Below are 17,278 nucleotides of genomic sequence, written 5' to 3' on the forward strand. Positions count from 1 at the left end.
GTGGTTACCGGATGTTTACTGGTTTTGGGCAATCATCAGGAAACTAGATGCAATTTAAAGGATGTTGAGATGAATATCATAGAAAGGTCTTTGCCTGATCGTGTCATGCCGCCAAAAGACAAGCTGATTTTTGAAGCGGCGCAGAAACTTGAGGCCACGTTTCTAGCCGAAATGCTGAAATCGGCCGGTTTTGGTGAGGCGCGGGAAACCTTTGGAGGGGGGGCTGGCGAAGATCAATTCGGGTCGTTTCTAGTCCAGGAACAAGCGATGCAGATGGTGAAGGCGGGGGGAATCGGCCTGTCCGAAACGCTTTTTGAAGCCCTGAAGGAGAGACGTGATGAAAAGTGAAATCGGACCGATAATGGACTCTCTCAACGACCTGCTCGAGGCGGAAAAGGCCGCGCTTCTTGCTGGTGATCTGGAGAGATTGACAGGTATGGCAGAGCGCAAAGAGGCGCTGATTGAGGCATTAAACTCTGCGGAGCAGGCTGATCTTGAATTGCTGAAGGAGCTTGATTTGAAGGTAAAACGCAATCAGGGCCTGCTGAACAGTGCCTTGGATGGTATTCGAACAGTTGCCCGACGCATGGCGGCATTTCGGCGCGTACGCGGATCGCTGGAGACCTATGATGCCAAGGGTGAAAAAAGCATTATAGAGGTCGATCCTGAGACATCTTTCGAAAAACGCGCATGACGTTTGAATAAAATGATCGATATCAGGTCGGGCCGTATTAGGGCGCTGTTAAGTCAAAAAATGACATGTTGGCGATGCATCCGAGGTCGGATGGCGCACCATCAAGTCCATTGAATGTGTGCACAGGTCAGAATGGCATTTTGGTCCAGCCCCAAGGGGGAGGGCCGCAAACGGACGCAAAGCGTCAATGACTAAAGGAACATGTTCATGTCGAGCATTAATACAAACAACGGTGCAATGGTTGCGCTTCAGAGCCTTCGTTCGATCAACAGGGATTTGTCGGCAACGCAAAGCGCGATTTCCACTGGTAAAGACATCAACTCCGCGAAGGACAACTCAGCAATCTGGGCCATTTCAAAGGTTATGGAATCCGACGTTGCTGGCTTCGACGCAGTTCAGGATTCGCTTGCAGTAGGTGAATCGACAGTTGCTGTTGCATCTGCCGGTGCTGAGCAGATCGTTGAAACCCTCAAAGAGATGAAGGCCCTCGCGGTTGCGGGTCAGTCCGAAACGTCTGACTTCGCCAAGATCGACGCGGATATGCAAGAGAAGATTGCACAAATTACAGCGATTACAAACGGATCGCAGTTTAACGGCGTAAATTTGTTGAAAGACGATATTGATGGAAACGCCAGCACCTCATTGACTGTTGTCTCGTCCCTCGACCGTGTCGGTTCCAGCGCTCCGAGCGTTTCGACGATCGACGTAGCTACAGTCGATTTCACAACCAACCTCGACGCTACAACAATCACCACAATCACTGACTCGGCGACTGCGGCGACCGCGTTTGACGATATTGAGGCATTCTTGACAGTGGCGATCGACGGTGCGGCTGCTCTGGGCGCTTCGGCGCAGCGCATTTCTGACCAAGGTGAGTTTGTCAGCAAACTGACTGACGCGGTGAAGTCAGGGATTGGCTCGCTTGTTGATGCCGACATGGAAGCGGCGTCTGCGCGTCTGCAGGCCCTGCAAACACAGCAGCAGCTTGGCGTTCAATCGTTGTCGATTGCGAACCAGGCACCACAAACGATCCTGTCTCTCTTCCGATAAGAAGTGAATTTCGGGCGCGATACGTCGCGCCCGAGAACCCGCTTCAGTTTTTTCATGATACAGGTAAGGCTATTCCATGAATGTAATCAACATGGCTCAGCGCGCCTATGCGCCTACGGCTGCCCCGACGCGGTCTAACAGAAGCATAGAGTATGATGTAATCGCACGGATTACATATCGGTTGAAGAAAGCAATCGAGAAGAAAGATCTTGGGCCACTTCTTGAAGCGCTTCATGAAAATCGCAAGCTATGGCGAACTTTGGCGCTTAACGTTTCACAATCTGATAACGGCCTTCCCGAAGAATTGCGCGCCCGGCTCTATTATCTGAGTGAATTCACAAATCACCATACCAGTGAAGTAATCAGAAATAAGATCTCCGCAATTCCACTGGTCGAGGTGAACACTGCAATATTGCGCGGCCTTAAGACTGAAGGGGCAATGCAATGAGTGGTCTTGTTTTGAAATTGAGCCCCAAGGAAAGGGTTCTGATCAATGGTGCGGTGATCGAAAATGGCGATCGACGTAGTCGGCTGGCAATCATGACGCCAGACGCAAATATTCTCCGTCTGCGGGACGCGATTCATCCAGAAGATGCCAAGACACCCGTCCGTCGGGTTTGTTATGCGATCCAGCTGGTACTGACCGGTGACAGTGCGCCGGAAGCTGTGCACTTGTCTTTGCTACGTCAGATTGAGGAGCTGAGCCAAGTCTTTACGGACAATGATAGCCGGACAGTTCTTGGGGATGCCAGCCAGGCGTTAATCCAAATGCAGCATTACCGTGCTATGAAGCTCCTAAAGGGGTTGTATCCGCGCGAGGATAGGCTCATGGCTGTGAGGCTAGACTAATGTTTCAACCGATCATCCCACTTCCCGGTCTATCGGGGTGGCGCTTTTTGCAAACCACCTACGATCGGCAGTTTGAGACTTTTACAAAGTCTGTCGAACTGAAACGGGATACTGAATACTTTCAAAAAAATATAGGCGCGATAGAAACAGCAGAAGGTCTTGTTAAGGATCGTCGCCTTTTGACAGTTACTTTGGGTGCGTTTGGTCTCCAAGACGATATCAACAATCGATACTTTATCAGGAAAGTGCTGGAAGAAGGCACGACCAATGATGATTCATTAGCAAACCGTTTCGCAGATCCGCGTTATGCTGAACTGTCAAAGGCCTTTGGGTTTGGCCCCAATGAGTCGCGTAAGAACGGTGCTTCTGGCTTTGCGGCAGAAATTTCAGCGAAATTTCAAGCCAATAGCTTTGAAGTTTCGACGGGTGATCAAGATCAAGCGATGCGCATTGCGCTGTATGCGCAAAGGCAGCTGGTAGACATCGCGGAATCTGACGGATCAGTTGATACAAAATGGTTCACGATTATGGGGGACCCTCCCCTGAGAAATCTCTTTCAGAAGGCGCTGAACCTTCCGGAATCTTTTGGGCAGATTGATATTGATCAGCAGCTCGGTGTCTTCAAAGAACGTGCAAAGAAAGCGTTTGGAACAGAAGATATTGCAACCTTTGGCGACACAGAAAAGCTGCAGGAGCTAATCACGAAGTTCATTGTCAAAGATCAAATAGACAACCTCGGAAGCTCTCTTTCGTCAGGGTCTATCGCCCTTACTTTATTGCAACGCTAAACAGATTTTATGAAATTTTTCTTTAACTATGTTGGTACGGCTTTCGCCCTGCGCAGTATGATTTCAAGCTTCCGAAAGCTCTGACTTATTTCAGCTGACTCACGGGCCCCAAAAAAAATGTCTAATTCTGGCCAGAGTGCAATGGACTGGTCTATCTCAGGGTCACTGCCAGAGGTATAAAGCCCGGCACTGATCATCATCGAGTTCCGTTCATAAACTCCCAGTATTTTCCTCACCTGCTTAAGTATCTTGTTTTCTCCTTCGGTAGCTGCCGCAGGCAAGCTGCGTGAAACGGAGCGTAAGACATCAATGGCGGGGAAACGCCCCCTTTCAGCGATCGCACGATCCAGAATAATGTGGCCGTCCAGGACTCCGCGCAAGATATCAGCGATCGGTTCATCCATGTCTGACCCGGCGACCAAAACGCTGAACAGCCCTGTAATATTACCTTGACCTAAATGCCCCGGCCCCGCGCGTTCGCAGAGTTGCATGATCATATGAGCTGTCGAAGGCGGGTATCCCCGTAAAACAGGAGCTTCGCCTGACGAGACGGCAATTTCACGGTGTGCCTCGGCAAATCGTGTGACTGAGTCGGCCAGAAAGAGAACTGACTTTCCCTGATCTCTGAAAAATTCGGCAACGGCCATTGCTGTCCACGCGCAGCGACGCCTTAGCAGGGCCGACTGATCTGATGTCGCTGCAACGACGACAGTACGCGCAAGGCCTTCTGGGCCAAGCACGTCATCAATAAAGTGACGTACTTCTCTCCCCCTCTCTCCGACCATAGCAATGACAACGACGTCCGCCTGCATCTTTGACGCCAATGTCCCCAACAAGGTGGATTTGCCAATGCCCGAACCGGCGAAAAGACCAACGCGCTGACCTTCGACGATCGGTAACAGCGTATTGGTTATCTCAAGCCCTGTTTCCAAGCGCTGGCCCAGCGGTTTTCGTTCTGCTGCCCCTGGAGGGGAAGCACGAAGCGGTTGGGCCTGCGGACCACAGGGTAGCGGTTTACCGTCCAGCGGATGCCCAGATGAATCGATGACACGACCAATCCATTGAGGTGACGGGAAAATTTCACCAGCCGATGCAAGGAAGACGCGATCGTGAACTGCTACGCCATCTGGGGCATTTTCAAGCAGTGCGGTCAGAATAGTACCGTCAAGCTGCACAATCTCACCAAATAAATCACTGCCTGACCGGCGGCGAATTTTTACCCTATCCCCAAGGCAAGCCTCTGTTCCCAAACCGGAAACCTGGACGGCTCCTTGGTCTACCAGAGTTATGCGTCCAAATGGTTGCACGGCCTTGAGGGCATTAAGCTGTCCGATCAGTCCATCGATCTCATCTACTCTTTTCATGTCGATCCTTTGTCCCCTGCAAACTGTTTCTAAAGGAATCAGGGTTAAGCCTTGATTGAAATTAGACGAAGGAGAATCCTTTGATGTTCGAACAGCTCGATGTTTTCAGAATGTCTTCAGCAATGGCGATCCATGCCGGGCAGCGGCAAGCCATTGCTTCCCAAAATGTAGCTAACTCGGACACGCCCGGGTATGTTGCCAAGGATATCGCTGCGTTTGAAACCTTGTATCAGTCAAGCCGTGATGGGACCGTGCAGCGCGCTACACGTACGGGTCATTTGAACGGCAGCGTTGATGGCATGCAGGTCACCGAACCCTTTGAGGTCCGCGATGAAGCATCGCCAAATGGCAATGCCGTGTCGCTCGAGACGGAAATGCTCAGGTCGCTGGATGCGAAGCGCCAACACGACCGATCATTGGCAATCTATAAATCAGCTTTGAGCGTGCTGCGCTCGACCATCGGTAAGTGAGGGGCTGAGATATGAGCGATTTTTCTAATGCCCTTGACGTATCATCAAGCGGGCTGCGCGCACAGGCAAACCGTCTTCGTCATTTGTCGGAGAATATTTCAAACGCTGATACGCCGGGTTACCGGCGCAAGCTTGTTTCCTTTCAAACGGCATTCTCCTTGGGAGATGCACCGGCAAAAGTGCAAACCGGGAAGGTCCACCTTGATCAAACGGCGCTTGAAAAAGTGTATGATCCCGCGCACCCGTTGGCCGACGATACCGGCCAATATGATGGATCGAACGTCAACCTGCTGATCGAACTTGCAGACGCGAAAGAAGCGCAGCGAAGTTATGAAGCCAATCTGAAAATGTTCGAACAGACCCGCAAGATGTCGTCAGGTCTAATGGATTTGTTACGGCGCTAAACCCCCTATTTCACGCGAAGGAGATCCAGAATGGATATCAAAGCTATTTCCGCAGCCCAGAAATACTCAGCTGCTATCCCCGCCGTCACTCCCGATGAAAATGCATCATCTTTTATGAAGGATATGGCATTGGACTTCGCGGATACCTTGGCTCGGGGTGACCACATCGCCAAAGAGTCGATGATCGGAGATGCCGACCCCCATGCCCTGGTGCAAGCGCTTGCCCAGACGGAGTTGGTCGTTGAAACGGCGGTCGCTGTGCGAAACAAGGTTGTCGAGGCTTACCAAGAAATATTGCGGATGCCTGTCTGATGATAGACGAAGTCATCTTTTATGACACTTTACGTCAGGGTCTTTGGGTCGCACTCATTATCTCGGTCCCGATCTTGACCGTGGCTTTGATCACCGGCGTTACCATCGGTCTGGTACAAGCCCTTACATCGATCCAGGAAATGACCCTGACATTCGTTCCCAAGCTCGCCGGGATCGGCGCGGTGTTCTGGGTATCAATGAGCTTCATGACGGAAACGCTCGTCTCGTTCTTCCACGATCGCATCATTCCGCTGATTATCGGAGGATAAAAATGGATAATGCCAGCTACACAATTCTGACCCGTCAAATGGGCCTTGCCCGCGAGATGCAGATGGTCGCGAATAATATCGCAAACGCCGCGACCACAGGATACCGGTCCGAAGGCGTAATTTTTTCCGAGTTTGTTCAGACCGTGGATCGCGGACCGTCATTGTCGATGGGTACCGCGAACGTTCAGAACACGAACTACATGCAGGGAGCCTTGACGCAGACAAACGGGACCTTCGATTTCGGCATTGAAGGCGATGGATACTTCCTGATCGAGACGCCAGCCGGCGAGAGACTGACCCGAGCAGGTTCTTTTACACCGAATTCAGCTGGCGAACTGGTCACATACGACGGTTTTCGGGTCCTCGATGCCGGGGGGGGGCCTATTTTTGTTCCGCAAGATGCAGGTGCATTGGGGGTCTCCAGTGATGGGACGTTCAGCGTCAATGGCGCGCCGATTGCGCAGCTTGGTATCGTCAGCCCGATTGCCCCATTGGACATGGTCCGCGAAGATGGTGTCATGTTCCGGGCTGACGAAGGCGTTGAACCGGCCGTAAATGCGCGTGTGGTTCAAGGCTTTACCGAAGGGTCGAATGTCGATGCTGTCAGCCAGCTCGCAAGGATGATCGAGGTTCAGCGAGCTTATGAAATGGGACAGAGTTTCCTCGAAAGTGAAGATGAACGCATTCGGACCGCCCTGAAGTCGCTTTCACAATAATTGCCTGAAAATCAACTGGAGGTGCATCATGCGTGCCCTAAAAATTGCAGCCACGGGAATGAGCGCCCAGCAAATGCGTGTCGAGACCATCTCGAACAACCTCGCGAACATGAGCACCACCGGCTACAATGCCCGCCGGGCCGAGTTCTCTGATCTTCACTATCAGCAATTGGCACGTGCCGGTTCTGTGAGCGCCTCGGACGGGACGGTTTTGCCCACTGGTGTGCAGCTTGGCCTGGGCGTCCGACCGGCTGCAGTTTCGATGCAACTTGCGCAGGGATCGTTGTCGGTAACAGGGGGCGATCTTGATCTTGCTATTGAAGGCAAAGGTTTCCTTGAGGTGACTCTTCCCTCTGGCCAAGCGGCATATACGCGCGATGGCGGGCTAAAACGGACTGGTGAGGGGCTGATCGTGACCTCTGATGGTTTCCCTGTCGCGCCGGAAATTGTGATACCGGAAGACGCTCGAAGCATTTCGATCAACGCCTCCGGCGAGGTCTTTGCTTACTTCGATGGTAACATCGCGGCTCAGCTTTTGGGGCAATTTACGATGTCCGGTTTCAGTAATGCCAAAGGGCTTGAGGCCATCGGCGGAAACCTGTTTGTCGAGACCGAAGCTTCCGGTGCCGCCTTGGTCGCTACACCTGGCCTCAACGGATTGGGCACCCTTCGGCAAGGCTATCTCGAGGATAGCTCGGTTGATGCGGTGCGCGAGATTACCGAGCTGATCGAAGCGCAACGTGGCTACGAGATGAATGCAAAAGTTATTTCAGCGGCGGACCAGATGATGGGTGCCACGACGCAGATACGCTGATGAAAATTACTTGGGTAATTCTTGCGTTCTTGGTTTCGACACCCAGTTTGGCTCAGGTCGTCGTGCCCACGCGCACCGTCCGTGCTGATGCGATCATTACGGAAATGGATGTGATGATTGGCAACGTCAGCGCCGCCGATGGGTTTGATCGTTTAAGGGACGTCATCGGACAAGAAGCGCGGGTTGTTCTTTATGCAGGGCGTCCGATCATGCTGGATCAGATAGGGCCGCCAGCAATCGTCGATCGAAACCAGATTGTCAGCCTGTTCTTCGAAGGCAGAGGGCTGCGAATTGCAACGGAAGGTCGCGCGCTCGAAAGGGGCGGGGTGGGCGACAATATTCGAGTGATGAATCTTGCGTCTCGCGCCACGTTATTTGGCCAAGTCCAGCAGGACGGCACAATTCAAATAAGGCAGTAGGGATCCGAAAAATGAAAAAAGTCATGCTGAGTTTGACTATTGCTGCCTTTTCGGCAGCTTGCGCGCGCACGGATCACATGGGGAGTACTCCGACATTCAGTGAGCCGATGCAAAGTGCGGAACATAATGCGATGGTCTACGAAGCACTGCCAATTCGGTTGGCACCTGTCCGGCTTGTCGACCGATCGTCGCTTTGGTCCGGGACCCGCAATTCGCTCTTGGGTGATCGCAGGGCGATGCAGCGGGGTGATATCATGACCGTTGTCATTGAAATCAATGAAAACGCTGAAATTTCCAATCAAACTGACCGATCCAGGTCCGGTTCGGAATCTTTGTCTGTTCCGAATTTGTTGGGAATCCCCCAGCGTTTGGACGAGAAGCTCCCTGATGGTGCGTCCTCCGCAGATTTGGTCGGGTTGAGTTCGTCCAGCAACTCTTCCGGAAATGGATCGGTAAAACGGAAAGAAAATTTAACTTTGCGGGTGGCTGCGACCGTGGTGGATGTGTTGCCGAACGGTGTCCTATCCATCTCGGGCACACAAGAATTAAGGGTCAATTTTGAACTGCGCGAATTGCTGGTAACCGGGTTTGTCCGGTCTGAAGACATCTCGCGCCAGAACGAGATTACCTATGATAAAATTGCGTCCGCGCGTGTGTCCTATGGTGGACGCGGGCAGATTTCGGACATGCAACAGCCACGGATCGGTCAGCAAGTGCTTGATGCCGTTCTTCCCTTTTAGGAGCTTTCGAAATGGCAAAACTGATCCCTATTCTTGTGCTTGTCATCTGTGCCGCTCTGGGTTTGACGGCGGGAAAGTTCTTGCGCCCCCCTCCCGCTGAACCTGCTGAAAGTGTCTCAGAGGAGATTGATGGGGAAAAGCCGGCAGAGGAAGCCGAGACTTCAGAGCAAGAACCTGAGGGCACCAGCCCGGACAGGGACTACGTCAAGATGAACAATCAGTTCGTCGTTCCAATCGTCACCGACAACCGTGTGTCTGCCATGGTTGTCCTGTCGCTAAGCATTGAAGCTCCTTTAGGCAAAGAAGACGATGTCCTGCGGCGTGAACCCAAATTAAGGGACTCCTTTTTGCGAGTCCTTTTCACGCATGCGAACATTGGCGGCTTTGACGGAGAGTTTACATCAATCGAGAAGCTTGGAGGTTTGAAACGGGCGCTAAAGGAAGTTGGCCAACGAGACGCCGGGGCTGACCTTGTCAAGGACGTTCTGATCGTTGAAATTGCGCGACAGGATTACTAGGCAAATAGCCGCATTATTTCATTCCAAACAGATCGATGGCCCGGGAAAGCTCATCCCGGGCCTTTCGCTTTTTGATATCACCGCGCAGGTTACCCGCAAGTTCCCGCGCGACGATCAGTTTCCCATAAGCTGTGCGAACTTGTTTCAGATGATGTTCCTTTATCGCCAACACCTGTGCAAGCTCTCCATTCAATGCTGCCTTCTTGCGGCCCAACCACGCTTGCCACGCGATATCAGCACCGACGGATCTCATCTTGGCATCCTCTGAAAGGGAGGCCCGCATTTCGATAGCATTTTCTTTAAGCCGCTCAATGTCGGTACGCAGCCTCGTCTCATGTGCAACGAGGCGCTGAAAGCTCTGCTGTTGTTTTTGGTATCGAACCTCCAGAAGGCTCTCAACCTGGAGGAGTTGATCCAATTTTTTCATCCGCGTGCCTTTGCCTTGAGGCGCATCGCTTCCGCAAATCTGATTGCAGCGGCGACGGCTTGAAAATGCTCTGGCGCAATCATGTCACCGATGTCTGTGGTTGCATGAAGGGCGCGTGCCGTCGGTGGGTCACTATGCAGGGGCACACCGGCTTCGGCACCCTTGAGACGTATGGCTTTTGCGATTTCATCAACGCCCTTCGCAACACAAACAGGGGCTTCTCCGGGCAGTCTGCTCCATTTCAGGGCGACGGCGTAGTGTGTCGGGTTGACGATAATCACGTCAGCCTTCGGGACATCCGCCATCATCTGACTTTGTGAAACAATCATCGCGCGCTGCCGTCGCTCTTGTTTCAGATGTGGATCACCTTCCGAGTTCTTCTGTTCATCCTGGATTTCTTTTCTCGACATCCGATTTTTGCGCAAATGTTCAAAATGCTGCCAGAGCGCATCTATTCCGCCGATTGTCGCTGATATCAGGATCGTAACAAGCAGAAAACTTAGACAAATCTCAATCATGAGTGAAATTGCAGATGCGGGATCCGTTTGAAGCGCGGCAATCATTTCGTGCAGATTTGCCCGTATGAACAGTACTAAACAGATCGAATAGATACAGAGTTTGAAAAAGCTTTTTGCAAATTCGAAAAGACCATTGCGGCCAAATTTATTTTTCGCGTTTGAGATCAATGAAATCCGCGACAGCTTCGGGGCAATTTTGGATGGCGCAAAGACGAACGCACGCTGTGCTGCAATCGCAACAAGCACAGCAATTGCAGGGAGCAAAAAAATCGGAAGCGCCGGGAGAATTATAGATATGATGAGACCGCTGGCGGGCGCAGCCGCACTACCGTCGAAGAAAATATCAATCAGGCGATCAGGTTGATCCAGCAAGACCATCAGCGCGGTGCTGATCAGGGCAATCCCTTCTGATCCAACATAGGCGAACGCAACGAACAGTCCTGCATAGCCGGCTGCTGTCATAAGATCGGTGGACTTCGCGATATCCCCCTTACGACGTGCTTCCAACAACTTCTCTGCGGTCGCTTCGAATGACTTGTCAGAATCGTCGTCTTCGCCGCTCATGGTCGGGCTCCGAATGGGTTTATCAGATACTGATCGAGAGCGCTTAACCAAGTGCCAAGCAAGAGTGGTGAGGCAATACAGAGAATGAACAAACCACCGGCAGTGATCACAGGCGCACCGACAAAGGCGACCATAAGCTGCGGCATTGCTTTGTTGATGGCACCTAATGCCAGATTATAGAGCAACGAGAGAATGACAAAGGGGGCCGCCAAAGTGAATGCCAAGGACATCGCGTGGCTGGTCTGGGCAAGCCCCCATTCAGACAGATCCGAAGGATTCGGGAACTGTCCCATCGGCAGGGTATCGTAGGAATAAATGAGCAGAGAGGCAGCTTTGACATGTAGCCCCGCGGTGACGGCCAAAGCCAAAGCCGCAAATACCAGAATATACCCCATGGCTGGAATGGGTTCGACGGCAGCGCCCCCCAGAATTTGTGAAAGCGATGTGGACTGTGCCGCGATTGATCCGGTTGTCTGAAGGGCCAAAATGAAGAGGCGAACGCCAATACCTAACAATAATCCATTCACAGTCTCGGAAAAAATCAACCAAAGGAGATCCCCAAGCAAAATTGTTGCGTATGGCGGTACCTGTATGGAAGGCGACACGATCAATGTAAAAGCGAAGGCAAGAACCAGCTTTACGCGTGCCGGCATGACGGATTCACCGAAAGCCGGCATGAGTGACACAAATGCGCCGACACGCAAAAAAACCGCAAAAGCGTGCCATAGCGCCTCCGCGATCCAAGGGGCCAAGCTGTCGTGGATCGGTATCAAGCCGCAATCATTCCAACAAGTGATGGACGCGCGTCCAAACCGATTTCTTCGAAAGAGAGCACAGGATTGGATATTCCTTTCGCGCGCATGACAGTTCGAAGAAAACGACGCCGTCGGGTATTCGTCACGATGGCGGCAAAAATCCCATTCTGGCTGGCCTGTGAAAGGCTGGCGGACATGCCGTCAGCCAAACGATTGAACACGTCAGGCGGCAACGCAATGTCCAGTCCGCGGTCTGCGTCAATCTGATAGGTCTCGAACGTATCCTCCCACTCGGGTGCCAGTTGGACGAGGGGAAGGCTACCGTCAGGCCGCCGCATTTCAGCGACCAACTGGAACCCCAGTTTTTGACGTACATGTTCGCAAATCGCTTCCGACTGTGAGTTGTGCGCTCGCGCTTCAGCCGTTGCCTCGAGGATAAGAGGAAGGTTCCTGATGGACACTTGTTCGTCCAAAAGCAGCCTTAGGACGTTGTGAAGCACGTCAATCGGGACCTTGTCAGGGATCAGTTCATCCAAGAGCTTCCGGTTTGCTTCGGCCCGCGCCGGATTTGAAATATTTACCATTTCTCTTAGCAACCGGCGCAGCGATTTGAGCGTGAGAAGACGGCTGAAGTTTTGTTTGACGATTTCCAGCACGTGGGTGGCTAGTATCTCGGTCGGCGTGACCAGGGTTATCCCCGCAAGTGCGGCCTCTTCCTGATCGCGACTGTTGATCCAGCGGGCCGGGGCACCATAAACAGGCTCCTTCGTGTCGCTTCCCGGTGGCAGTAGCACGTTATCTTCGGGTGCAAGGGCAAGGATTTGATCCGGGTTCAGCTGCGCGCGTGCTTGTTCGACACCTTGTATGCGCAAAATATAGGTTCCAACCGGCAGGCCTGGATGATCAGTCAGGCGAATTTCAGGTAATATCACCCCATAAACAGAGGCCACATGAGTGCGCATGTTTGCGATACGGGCATCCAGACCGGTCCCGGGGTCCAGCACCATATTCACAAGATCAGGTGCGAATTCCACATGAATATCATCCAACTCAAGAATATCACCCAACGGCTTTTGTTTGGGCGTTATGTCTTTGACGGTCGTGGATGACGTTTCCAATTTCGCCTTTTGGAGGCTTCGGTAAGTTAGATATGCGGCGACGCCTAAACCTGCTCCGCCAAATAGAAACGGGAGGAAAGGAAGCCCGGGAAACAGGGCAAACATTACCATAAGGACCGCAACGGTACCCAACGCAGCGGGATGTTTGCCAAGCTGGCTGAAAACGGCAAGGTCCGTCGCACCCAAGGTCCCGCCCCGAGCCAACAAAAGTGCTGAGGCAATTGAAATTATGACAGCCGGTATCTGTGATACAAGTCCGTCGCCAACAGTGAGGATCGCATAGGTTTCAAAGGCTTGCCCGACAGGCATCCCGTGAACAACGACACCCATGATCAGGCCTGCGACCAGATTGAGTATTGTTATCAACAGGCCTGCTACAGCATCACCCTTGACGAATTTCGATGCGCCGTCCAGCGACCCGAAAAACGTTGTTTCCAGCTGTTCCCGTTCCCGGCGTTCACGCGCTTGTTCATGGGTGATTGCGCCGGCGGACATGTCACTGTCGATCGCCATCTGCTTGCCCGGCATGCCGTCCAGGGCAAAGCGCGCGCCGACCTCTGCCATGCGGGTCGCACCCTTGTTGATCACCATAAAGTTGACGATCAAGAGCACACAGAAAACAACGAGTCCCAAGAAAACGGACCCGCCCATCACGAACTGTGCAAAACCCTCGATCACGTCCCCGGCGGCGTTTGTGCCCGTATGCCCCTGGCCAATAATCAGCTTTGTTGAAGAGACGTTCAAAGAGAGACGCAGCATCAACGAGGCAAGCAGGATTGTCGGGAACGCCGAGAAATCCAACGGGCGATCAATGAAGAGCGTTACCGTAAATATCAGAATCGCAAGCGCGAAGGATGCCGCGAGGCCCGCATCAAGCACCCACGACGGCATTGGCAAGATCATCATGACGATGACTGTCATCAGGGCCACAGCCAAAAATATGGTAGGATTCAAAAATGAAGAAAATAGTGTCTTTTCTCGCATGTAACTGCCTTTCCTAGTCATCTCACGTAAAGGGCCTGGAGATTAAGACGTCCCTAACCAAAGGGCTCAGGAAAACTTACCGTCAAATTATACCGATAAAATTAACGCTGATCGCGATTTCGAAAATTGGAGCTAAGTGGAAGGAGCTAAGATTTTATTTGTATTGCTCGGATGGTTTGAACCGATTGAAGCGAAGGCTGCCTTAATCATCGGCCTGCGGCACATCATGGTGCTTCGAAAGATTGACCTGATACCCTTGTCCGCTTTTTGGCTTTGTCAGAGATGATTGCTCAGGATGGCCCCTGTTTGAGAGGGGCAATATGCGGGCTAACGGCCTTAACTTAACCTCGGGGAACGGGCCAGGGCGGTGGGCTGTTCCAAGGTTTCCAGACCGACTTGTCCAACCCTGCCAGCGTGCTGCCCATTTGAGCAGCCAAGCTTTTAGATACAATTTTTTGTAATCGAGCAGAAAAATTGTTTTGCTTTCGGGCCTCACTGTGCAAACCTTCAAGTGAGTTCAACAAATGTAAAGGAGGTGATCCAGTGTCAAGAACGGTATTGGAGCGAGGTGTCGGAACAGCTTGGGAGGATTCCCGCTAGGGCAGCCCTTGGCGGTTGAAGAAACCCAGGTGGATCGCTGATCTAACCGATCCTGCCTCCTTAAACCTTTCGATTGGGCCGCTCCTGTGTTGGGGCGGCCCTCTTCGTATCTGCCCCTTCACCTCGGACCGCAGCAGTGCGATAGTGAAACTGAAGGGTAAAACATGCTGCATATCGCCAATGACATTGCCATCCAGGATTGGGAACTGACCGAGACGTTCATGCGTGCCTCTGGTCCGGGTGGTCAGAATGTGAACAAAGTCTCAAGCGCGGTCGAGTTGCGGTTCGAAGCCGCCACGTCGCCTTCTCTGAGCGCGCCGGTCAAGACACGTCTGCGCAGGCTGGCAGGTCGCCGATGGACTACTGAGGGTGCATTGGTGATCCAATGTGACGAAACCCGGAGCCAGGCCCGCAACCGGGAGATCGCCCGTGACAGGCTTAAGGCTTTGATCATTTCTGCGCTTACCCCGCCCAAGCGCCGCATCCCGACGCGGCCTACTTTGGGGTCGAAAAAACGCCGCCTGAAAGAAAAGAAGGTCCGCGGTGAGGTCAAGAACCTGCGTGGCAAGGTTGACCCGGATACCTAGACCGTAACGGCAATCCTGTCGGATTTCGGTGGCCAAAACGATCGCCTCTGTTAGCGTGCTGCAAGCGGGAGATGCCCCGCAAAGGTGCGTTGACATATGCCGATGAACAAAACGACCCTCGCGATCATTTTCTCGCTGATTGCCTTGCTGCTGTTTGATATGATGGGATTGATCATCAAATATCTGTCGCCGCATTACGGTGCAGCCGAACTTTCTGCCTATCGCAATGTCGCCGGACTGATTCCGGCGGGCATCGCGCTCTGGTGGTCACCCGAGTGGCACAAGAACGGGCGCAAGCTGAAAATCCGCCAGTGGCAATTTGCGCTGATGCGCGGGGTCGTTCTAACCTTCGCGCAGTTCTTCTTTTATCTGTCGCTTGGCTTGCTAAGCTTTGCCACCGCGTCGACCATCACCTATGCCAATGCACCGATCATGGTTGCCCTTGCGGTGCTGCTGCTTGGTGAAAAGGTCGGTGTGCTGCGGTGGGGCGCAGTCCTGATGGGCTTTGTCGGAGTGATAATGGTTGTCGGGCCGGGGCGCGATTCATTCCAGCCTGCGGCCCTTTTGCCGTTGGCCGCTGCAGCGTGCTATGCGCTGGTCGCCGTCACCACACGTATGATGGACGATGACGTTCCAAGCGCGTTGATTAACCTTTATTCATCCGCCTTTGCCGCTGTTGGGTCGCTAGGCCTTGCCTTCTTCACCGTGGGATTCAGCCCATTGCACGATGCCACGGATGTTTTCTGGATTATCGCCATGGGTGGGTTCGGCGGTACGGCAGTGCTGTTTCTGGTCATTTCCTACCGCATGACCGAACAAAGCAACCTTGCTCCGTTCAGCTACTTCGGGATTCCCTTCGCCTTTGGGTTGGGCTGGCTTTTCTATGGCGAAGCGCCGTGGTCCGAACTTTTCCCCGGCGCTTTGCTGATCGTTGCAGGTGGTCTTCTCATTGTCTGGAGAGAGCGGCGGCAGCGTGTAAAAGACGCAATGGCTGCCGCCTAGACGATCACCTTTTGCGGCGTTTGGTCGCCGACGCCGAAAATGCGTTTGTAGCGGTCTATCTCGCTTTGGGGGCCCATCGCCTTGTTGGGATTGTCCGAAAGTTTGACTGTCGGGCGACCGTTTGCCGCCACGGCCTTGCACACAAGGCTGAACGGGGCGAGGGCATCGTCGGGCACCAAGCCGCGGAAATCGTTTGTCAGCAATGTACCCCAGCCAAAGGATGTGTGGACCTTGCCTGCGAATTGGCTGTGCAATTCCTTGATCTTGGGCACATCCAAGCCGTCGCTAAAGATCAAACGCTTCGTGCTTGGGTCTTCGCCGCGCGATGCCCACCAGTCGATGGCGATCTGGGCTGCTGTCGCCGGATCACCGCTGTCAATTCTGATGCCCGTCCAGCCAGCGAGCCAATCCGGCGCATCGTCCAGAAAGCCCTTTGTACCAAAGGTATCGGGCAGAATAATCCGCAGATTTCCTTCATGTTCATCCTGCCAGTCTTGCAGAACATCATACGGCGCTTGGGCAAGTGCGGCATCATCTTCGGCCAAGGCGGCATAGACCATCGGCAGTTCATGGGCATTCGTGCCGATCGCCTCGACCTCGCGGTCCATGGCGATCTTGCAATTTGACGTCCCGGTAAAGGCGCGCCCCAGCCCTTCTTGCATGGCCTGAACGCACCAGTCCTGCCACAAAAACGAATGGCGCCGGCGTGTGCCGAAATCTGCGATGGACAGGTCGGGAAACGCACGCAACTCTTCGATTTTTTCCCAGACCCTCGTCATTGCACGGGCATACAGCACTTGCAGTTCGAACTTGCCCATCCGGTCAAGCACGGCGCGGCCGCGCAGCTCCATCAACACCGCGAGCGCTGGAATTTCCCACAGCATCACCTCCGGCCACGACCCTTCAAACGTCAGTTCGTATTGGTCGCCGACACGTTCCAGATGATAGGGGGGCAGGCGCAGACCTTCAAACCACTCCATGAAATCGGGGCGGAACATCTGGCGCTTGCCGTAGAATGTATTGCCACGCAACCAGGTGCTTTCCCCGCGGCTGAGGCTAAGCGAGCGGATATGGTCCAGTTGTTCGCGCAGTTCGCCCTCGTCTATCAGATCGGCAAGGGGAATGTGCTTGGATCGGTTGATCAGGCTGAAGGTGACCTGGGTTTTCGGTTTGTTGCGGAAAACCGACTGGCACATCAAAAGCTTATAGAAATCCGTGTCGATCAACGACCGCACGATCGGATCGATCTTCCATTTGTGATTCCAGACACGTGCGGCAATATCTACCATTGCGATCCCCTTTTGCGGATAACCCGC

The 17,278-nt window shown here is 53.1% G+C and carries 23 protein-coding genes; 17 read left to right on the top strand and 6 right to left on the bottom strand.

Going from position 1 to position 17,278, the window contains the following annotated elements:
* Positions 1 to 105 precede the first annotated feature (105 nt).
* The 6 genes from RGAI101_RS13145 to RGAI101_RS13170 all read left to right on the top strand — a co-directional run bounded on the left by RGAI101_RS13145 (position 106) and on the right by RGAI101_RS13170 (position 3,381).
* On the top strand, positions 106 to 348 hold the full coding sequence (locus RGAI101_RS13145; RefSeq protein ID WP_254655306.1) for a rod-binding protein: 243 nt from the start codon (positions 106 to 108) through the stop codon (positions 346 to 348).
* On the top strand, positions 338 to 694 hold the full coding sequence (locus tag RGAI101_RS13150; RefSeq protein WP_037228232.1) for a flagellar export chaperone FlgN: 357 nt from the start codon (positions 338 to 340) through the stop codon (positions 692 to 694). The genes RGAI101_RS13145 and RGAI101_RS13150 overlap by 11 nt, the downstream gene beginning before the upstream one ends.
* 207 nt (positions 695 to 901) lie before the next feature.
* Entirely contained in the window at positions 902 to 1,744 is an 843-nt protein-coding gene (locus RGAI101_RS13155) for a flagellin N-terminal helical domain-containing protein (RefSeq protein ID WP_037228234.1), read from the top strand.
* Between the two features lie 76 nt (positions 1,745 to 1,820).
* On the top strand, positions 1,821 to 2,192 hold the full coding sequence (gene flaF, locus RGAI101_RS13160; RefSeq protein WP_037228236.1) for a flagellar biosynthesis regulator FlaF: 372 nt from the start codon (positions 1,821 to 1,823) through the stop codon (positions 2,190 to 2,192).
* The gene (gene flbT, locus RGAI101_RS13165; RefSeq protein ID WP_037228239.1) at positions 2,189 to 2,593 is read left to right on the top strand and encodes a flagellar biosynthesis repressor FlbT; all 405 of its coding nucleotides are present in this window, start codon (positions 2,189 to 2,191) and stop codon (positions 2,591 to 2,593) included. Before flaF ends, flbT begins: the two co-directional genes overlap by 4 nt.
* Positions 2,593 to 3,381, top strand: coding sequence for a DUF1217 domain-containing protein (locus tag RGAI101_RS13170; RefSeq protein ID WP_008229226.1), 789 nt, complete (start codon positions 2,593 to 2,595; stop codon positions 3,379 to 3,381). The genes flbT and RGAI101_RS13170 overlap by 1 nt, the downstream gene beginning before the upstream one ends.
* A gap of 26 nt (positions 3,382 to 3,407) precedes the next feature.
* On the opposite strand, the gene RGAI101_RS13175 is transcribed toward RGAI101_RS13170, so the two are convergent.
* On the bottom strand, positions 3,408 to 4,745 hold the full coding sequence (locus RGAI101_RS13175; RefSeq protein ID WP_008225658.1) for a FliI/YscN family ATPase: 1,338 nt from the start codon (positions 4,743 to 4,745) through the stop codon (positions 3,408 to 3,410).
* An 83-nt stretch (positions 4,746 to 4,828) separates the two neighbouring features.
* Here RGAI101_RS13175 and RGAI101_RS13180 point away from each other — a divergent pair, with 83 nt between their 5' ends.
* Genes RGAI101_RS13180 through RGAI101_RS13220 form a run of 9 tightly spaced genes read left to right on the top strand, consistent with a single transcriptional unit; the run spans position 4,829 to position 9,407 of the window.
* Positions 4,829 to 5,215, top strand: a complete 387-nt coding sequence (locus tag RGAI101_RS13180) for a FlgB family protein (protein WP_037228242.1) — start codon at positions 4,829 to 4,831, stop codon at positions 5,213 to 5,215.
* An 11-nt stretch (positions 5,216 to 5,226) separates the two neighbouring features.
* Complete coding sequence (gene flgC, locus RGAI101_RS13185; protein WP_008224960.1) at positions 5,227 to 5,619, top strand: flagellar basal body rod protein FlgC; 393 nt, start codon at positions 5,227 to 5,229, stop codon at positions 5,617 to 5,619.
* A 30-nt stretch (positions 5,620 to 5,649) separates the two neighbouring features.
* Positions 5,650 to 5,931: a flagellar hook-basal body complex protein FliE gene (fliE, locus tag RGAI101_RS13190; protein ID WP_037228246.1), complete on the top strand. Its 282-nt coding sequence runs from the start codon at positions 5,650 to 5,652 to the stop codon at positions 5,929 to 5,931.
* The gene (locus RGAI101_RS13195) at positions 5,931 to 6,200 is read left to right on the top strand and encodes a flagellar biosynthetic protein FliQ (RefSeq protein WP_008226233.1); all 270 of its coding nucleotides are present in this window, start codon (positions 5,931 to 5,933) and stop codon (positions 6,198 to 6,200) included. The genes fliE and RGAI101_RS13195 overlap by 1 nt, the downstream gene beginning before the upstream one ends.
* A gap of 2 nt (positions 6,201 to 6,202) precedes the next feature.
* Complete coding sequence (locus RGAI101_RS13200; RefSeq protein WP_008225395.1) at positions 6,203 to 6,916, top strand: flagellar hook-basal body complex protein; 714 nt, start codon at positions 6,203 to 6,205, stop codon at positions 6,914 to 6,916.
* 28 nt (positions 6,917 to 6,944) lie between these two features.
* Positions 6,945 to 7,730 carry a flagellar basal-body rod protein FlgG gene (gene flgG, locus RGAI101_RS13205; protein ID WP_008228614.1) on the top strand — a complete coding sequence of 262 codons (786 nt, stop codon included), beginning with the start codon at positions 6,945 to 6,947 and terminating at the stop codon, positions 7,728 to 7,730.
* Complete coding sequence (gene flgA / locus RGAI101_RS13210) at positions 7,730 to 8,149, top strand: flagellar basal body P-ring formation chaperone FlgA (protein ID WP_037228250.1); 420 nt, start codon at positions 7,730 to 7,732, stop codon at positions 8,147 to 8,149. The genes flgG and flgA overlap by 1 nt, the downstream gene beginning before the upstream one ends.
* A gap of 11 nt (positions 8,150 to 8,160) precedes the next feature.
* The gene (gene flgH / locus RGAI101_RS13215; protein ID WP_008226032.1) at positions 8,161 to 8,889 is read left to right on the top strand and encodes a flagellar basal body L-ring protein FlgH; all 729 of its coding nucleotides are present in this window, start codon (positions 8,161 to 8,163) and stop codon (positions 8,887 to 8,889) included.
* Between the two features lie 11 nt (positions 8,890 to 8,900).
* Complete coding sequence (locus RGAI101_RS13220; RefSeq protein WP_008225979.1) at positions 8,901 to 9,407, top strand: flagellar basal body-associated FliL family protein; 507 nt, start codon at positions 8,901 to 8,903, stop codon at positions 9,405 to 9,407.
* Positions 9,408 to 9,420: 13 nt separating this feature from the next.
* Here the strand turns inward: RGAI101_RS13220 and RGAI101_RS13225 are convergent, their stop codons facing one another.
* Genes RGAI101_RS13225 through flhA form a run of 4 tightly spaced genes read right to left on the bottom strand, consistent with a single transcriptional unit; the run spans position 9,421 to position 13,773 of the window.
* Positions 9,421 to 9,834, bottom strand: coding sequence for a hypothetical protein (locus tag RGAI101_RS13225; protein WP_037228252.1), 414 nt, complete (start codon positions 9,832 to 9,834; stop codon positions 9,421 to 9,423).
* Entirely contained in the window at positions 9,831 to 10,916 is a 1,086-nt protein-coding gene (gene flhB, locus RGAI101_RS13230) for a flagellar type III secretion system protein FlhB (protein WP_008228704.1), read from the bottom strand. Before flhB ends, RGAI101_RS13225 begins: the two co-directional genes overlap by 4 nt.
* The gene (locus tag RGAI101_RS13235) at positions 10,913 to 11,689 is read right to left on the bottom strand and encodes a flagellar biosynthetic protein FliR (protein ID WP_037228254.1); all 777 of its coding nucleotides are present in this window, start codon (positions 11,687 to 11,689) and stop codon (positions 10,913 to 10,915) included. The genes flhB and RGAI101_RS13235 overlap by 4 nt, the downstream gene beginning before the upstream one ends.
* Positions 11,686 to 13,773: a flagellar biosynthesis protein FlhA gene (flhA, locus tag RGAI101_RS13240; RefSeq protein WP_037228256.1), complete on the bottom strand. Its 2,088-nt coding sequence runs from the start codon at positions 13,771 to 13,773 to the stop codon at positions 11,686 to 11,688. The genes RGAI101_RS13235 and flhA overlap by 4 nt, the downstream gene beginning before the upstream one ends.
* Positions 13,774 to 14,537: 764 nt before the next feature.
* On the opposite strand from flhA, the gene arfB reads away from it, so the two are divergent.
* Positions 14,538 to 14,960: an alternative ribosome rescue aminoacyl-tRNA hydrolase ArfB gene (gene arfB / locus RGAI101_RS13245; protein ID WP_008226016.1), complete on the top strand. Its 423-nt coding sequence runs from the start codon at positions 14,538 to 14,540 to the stop codon at positions 14,958 to 14,960.
* Positions 14,961 to 15,056: 96 nt separating this feature from the next.
* Positions 15,057 to 15,962: a DMT family transporter gene (locus RGAI101_RS13250; protein WP_008226285.1), complete on the top strand. Its 906-nt coding sequence runs from the start codon at positions 15,057 to 15,059 to the stop codon at positions 15,960 to 15,962.
* On the opposite strand, the gene pncB is transcribed toward RGAI101_RS13250, so the two are convergent.
* On the bottom strand, positions 15,959 to 17,251 hold the full coding sequence (gene pncB / locus RGAI101_RS13255; RefSeq protein WP_037228258.1) for a nicotinate phosphoribosyltransferase: 1,293 nt from the start codon (positions 17,249 to 17,251) through the stop codon (positions 15,959 to 15,961). The genes RGAI101_RS13250 and pncB overlap by 4 nt on opposite strands.
* Positions 17,252 to 17,278 lie beyond the last annotated feature (27 nt).

It is taken from the genome of Roseobacter sp. GAI101 (genome assembly GCF_000156335.1).
Classification (GTDB): domain Bacteria; phylum Pseudomonadota; class Alphaproteobacteria; order Rhodobacterales; family Rhodobacteraceae; genus Sulfitobacter.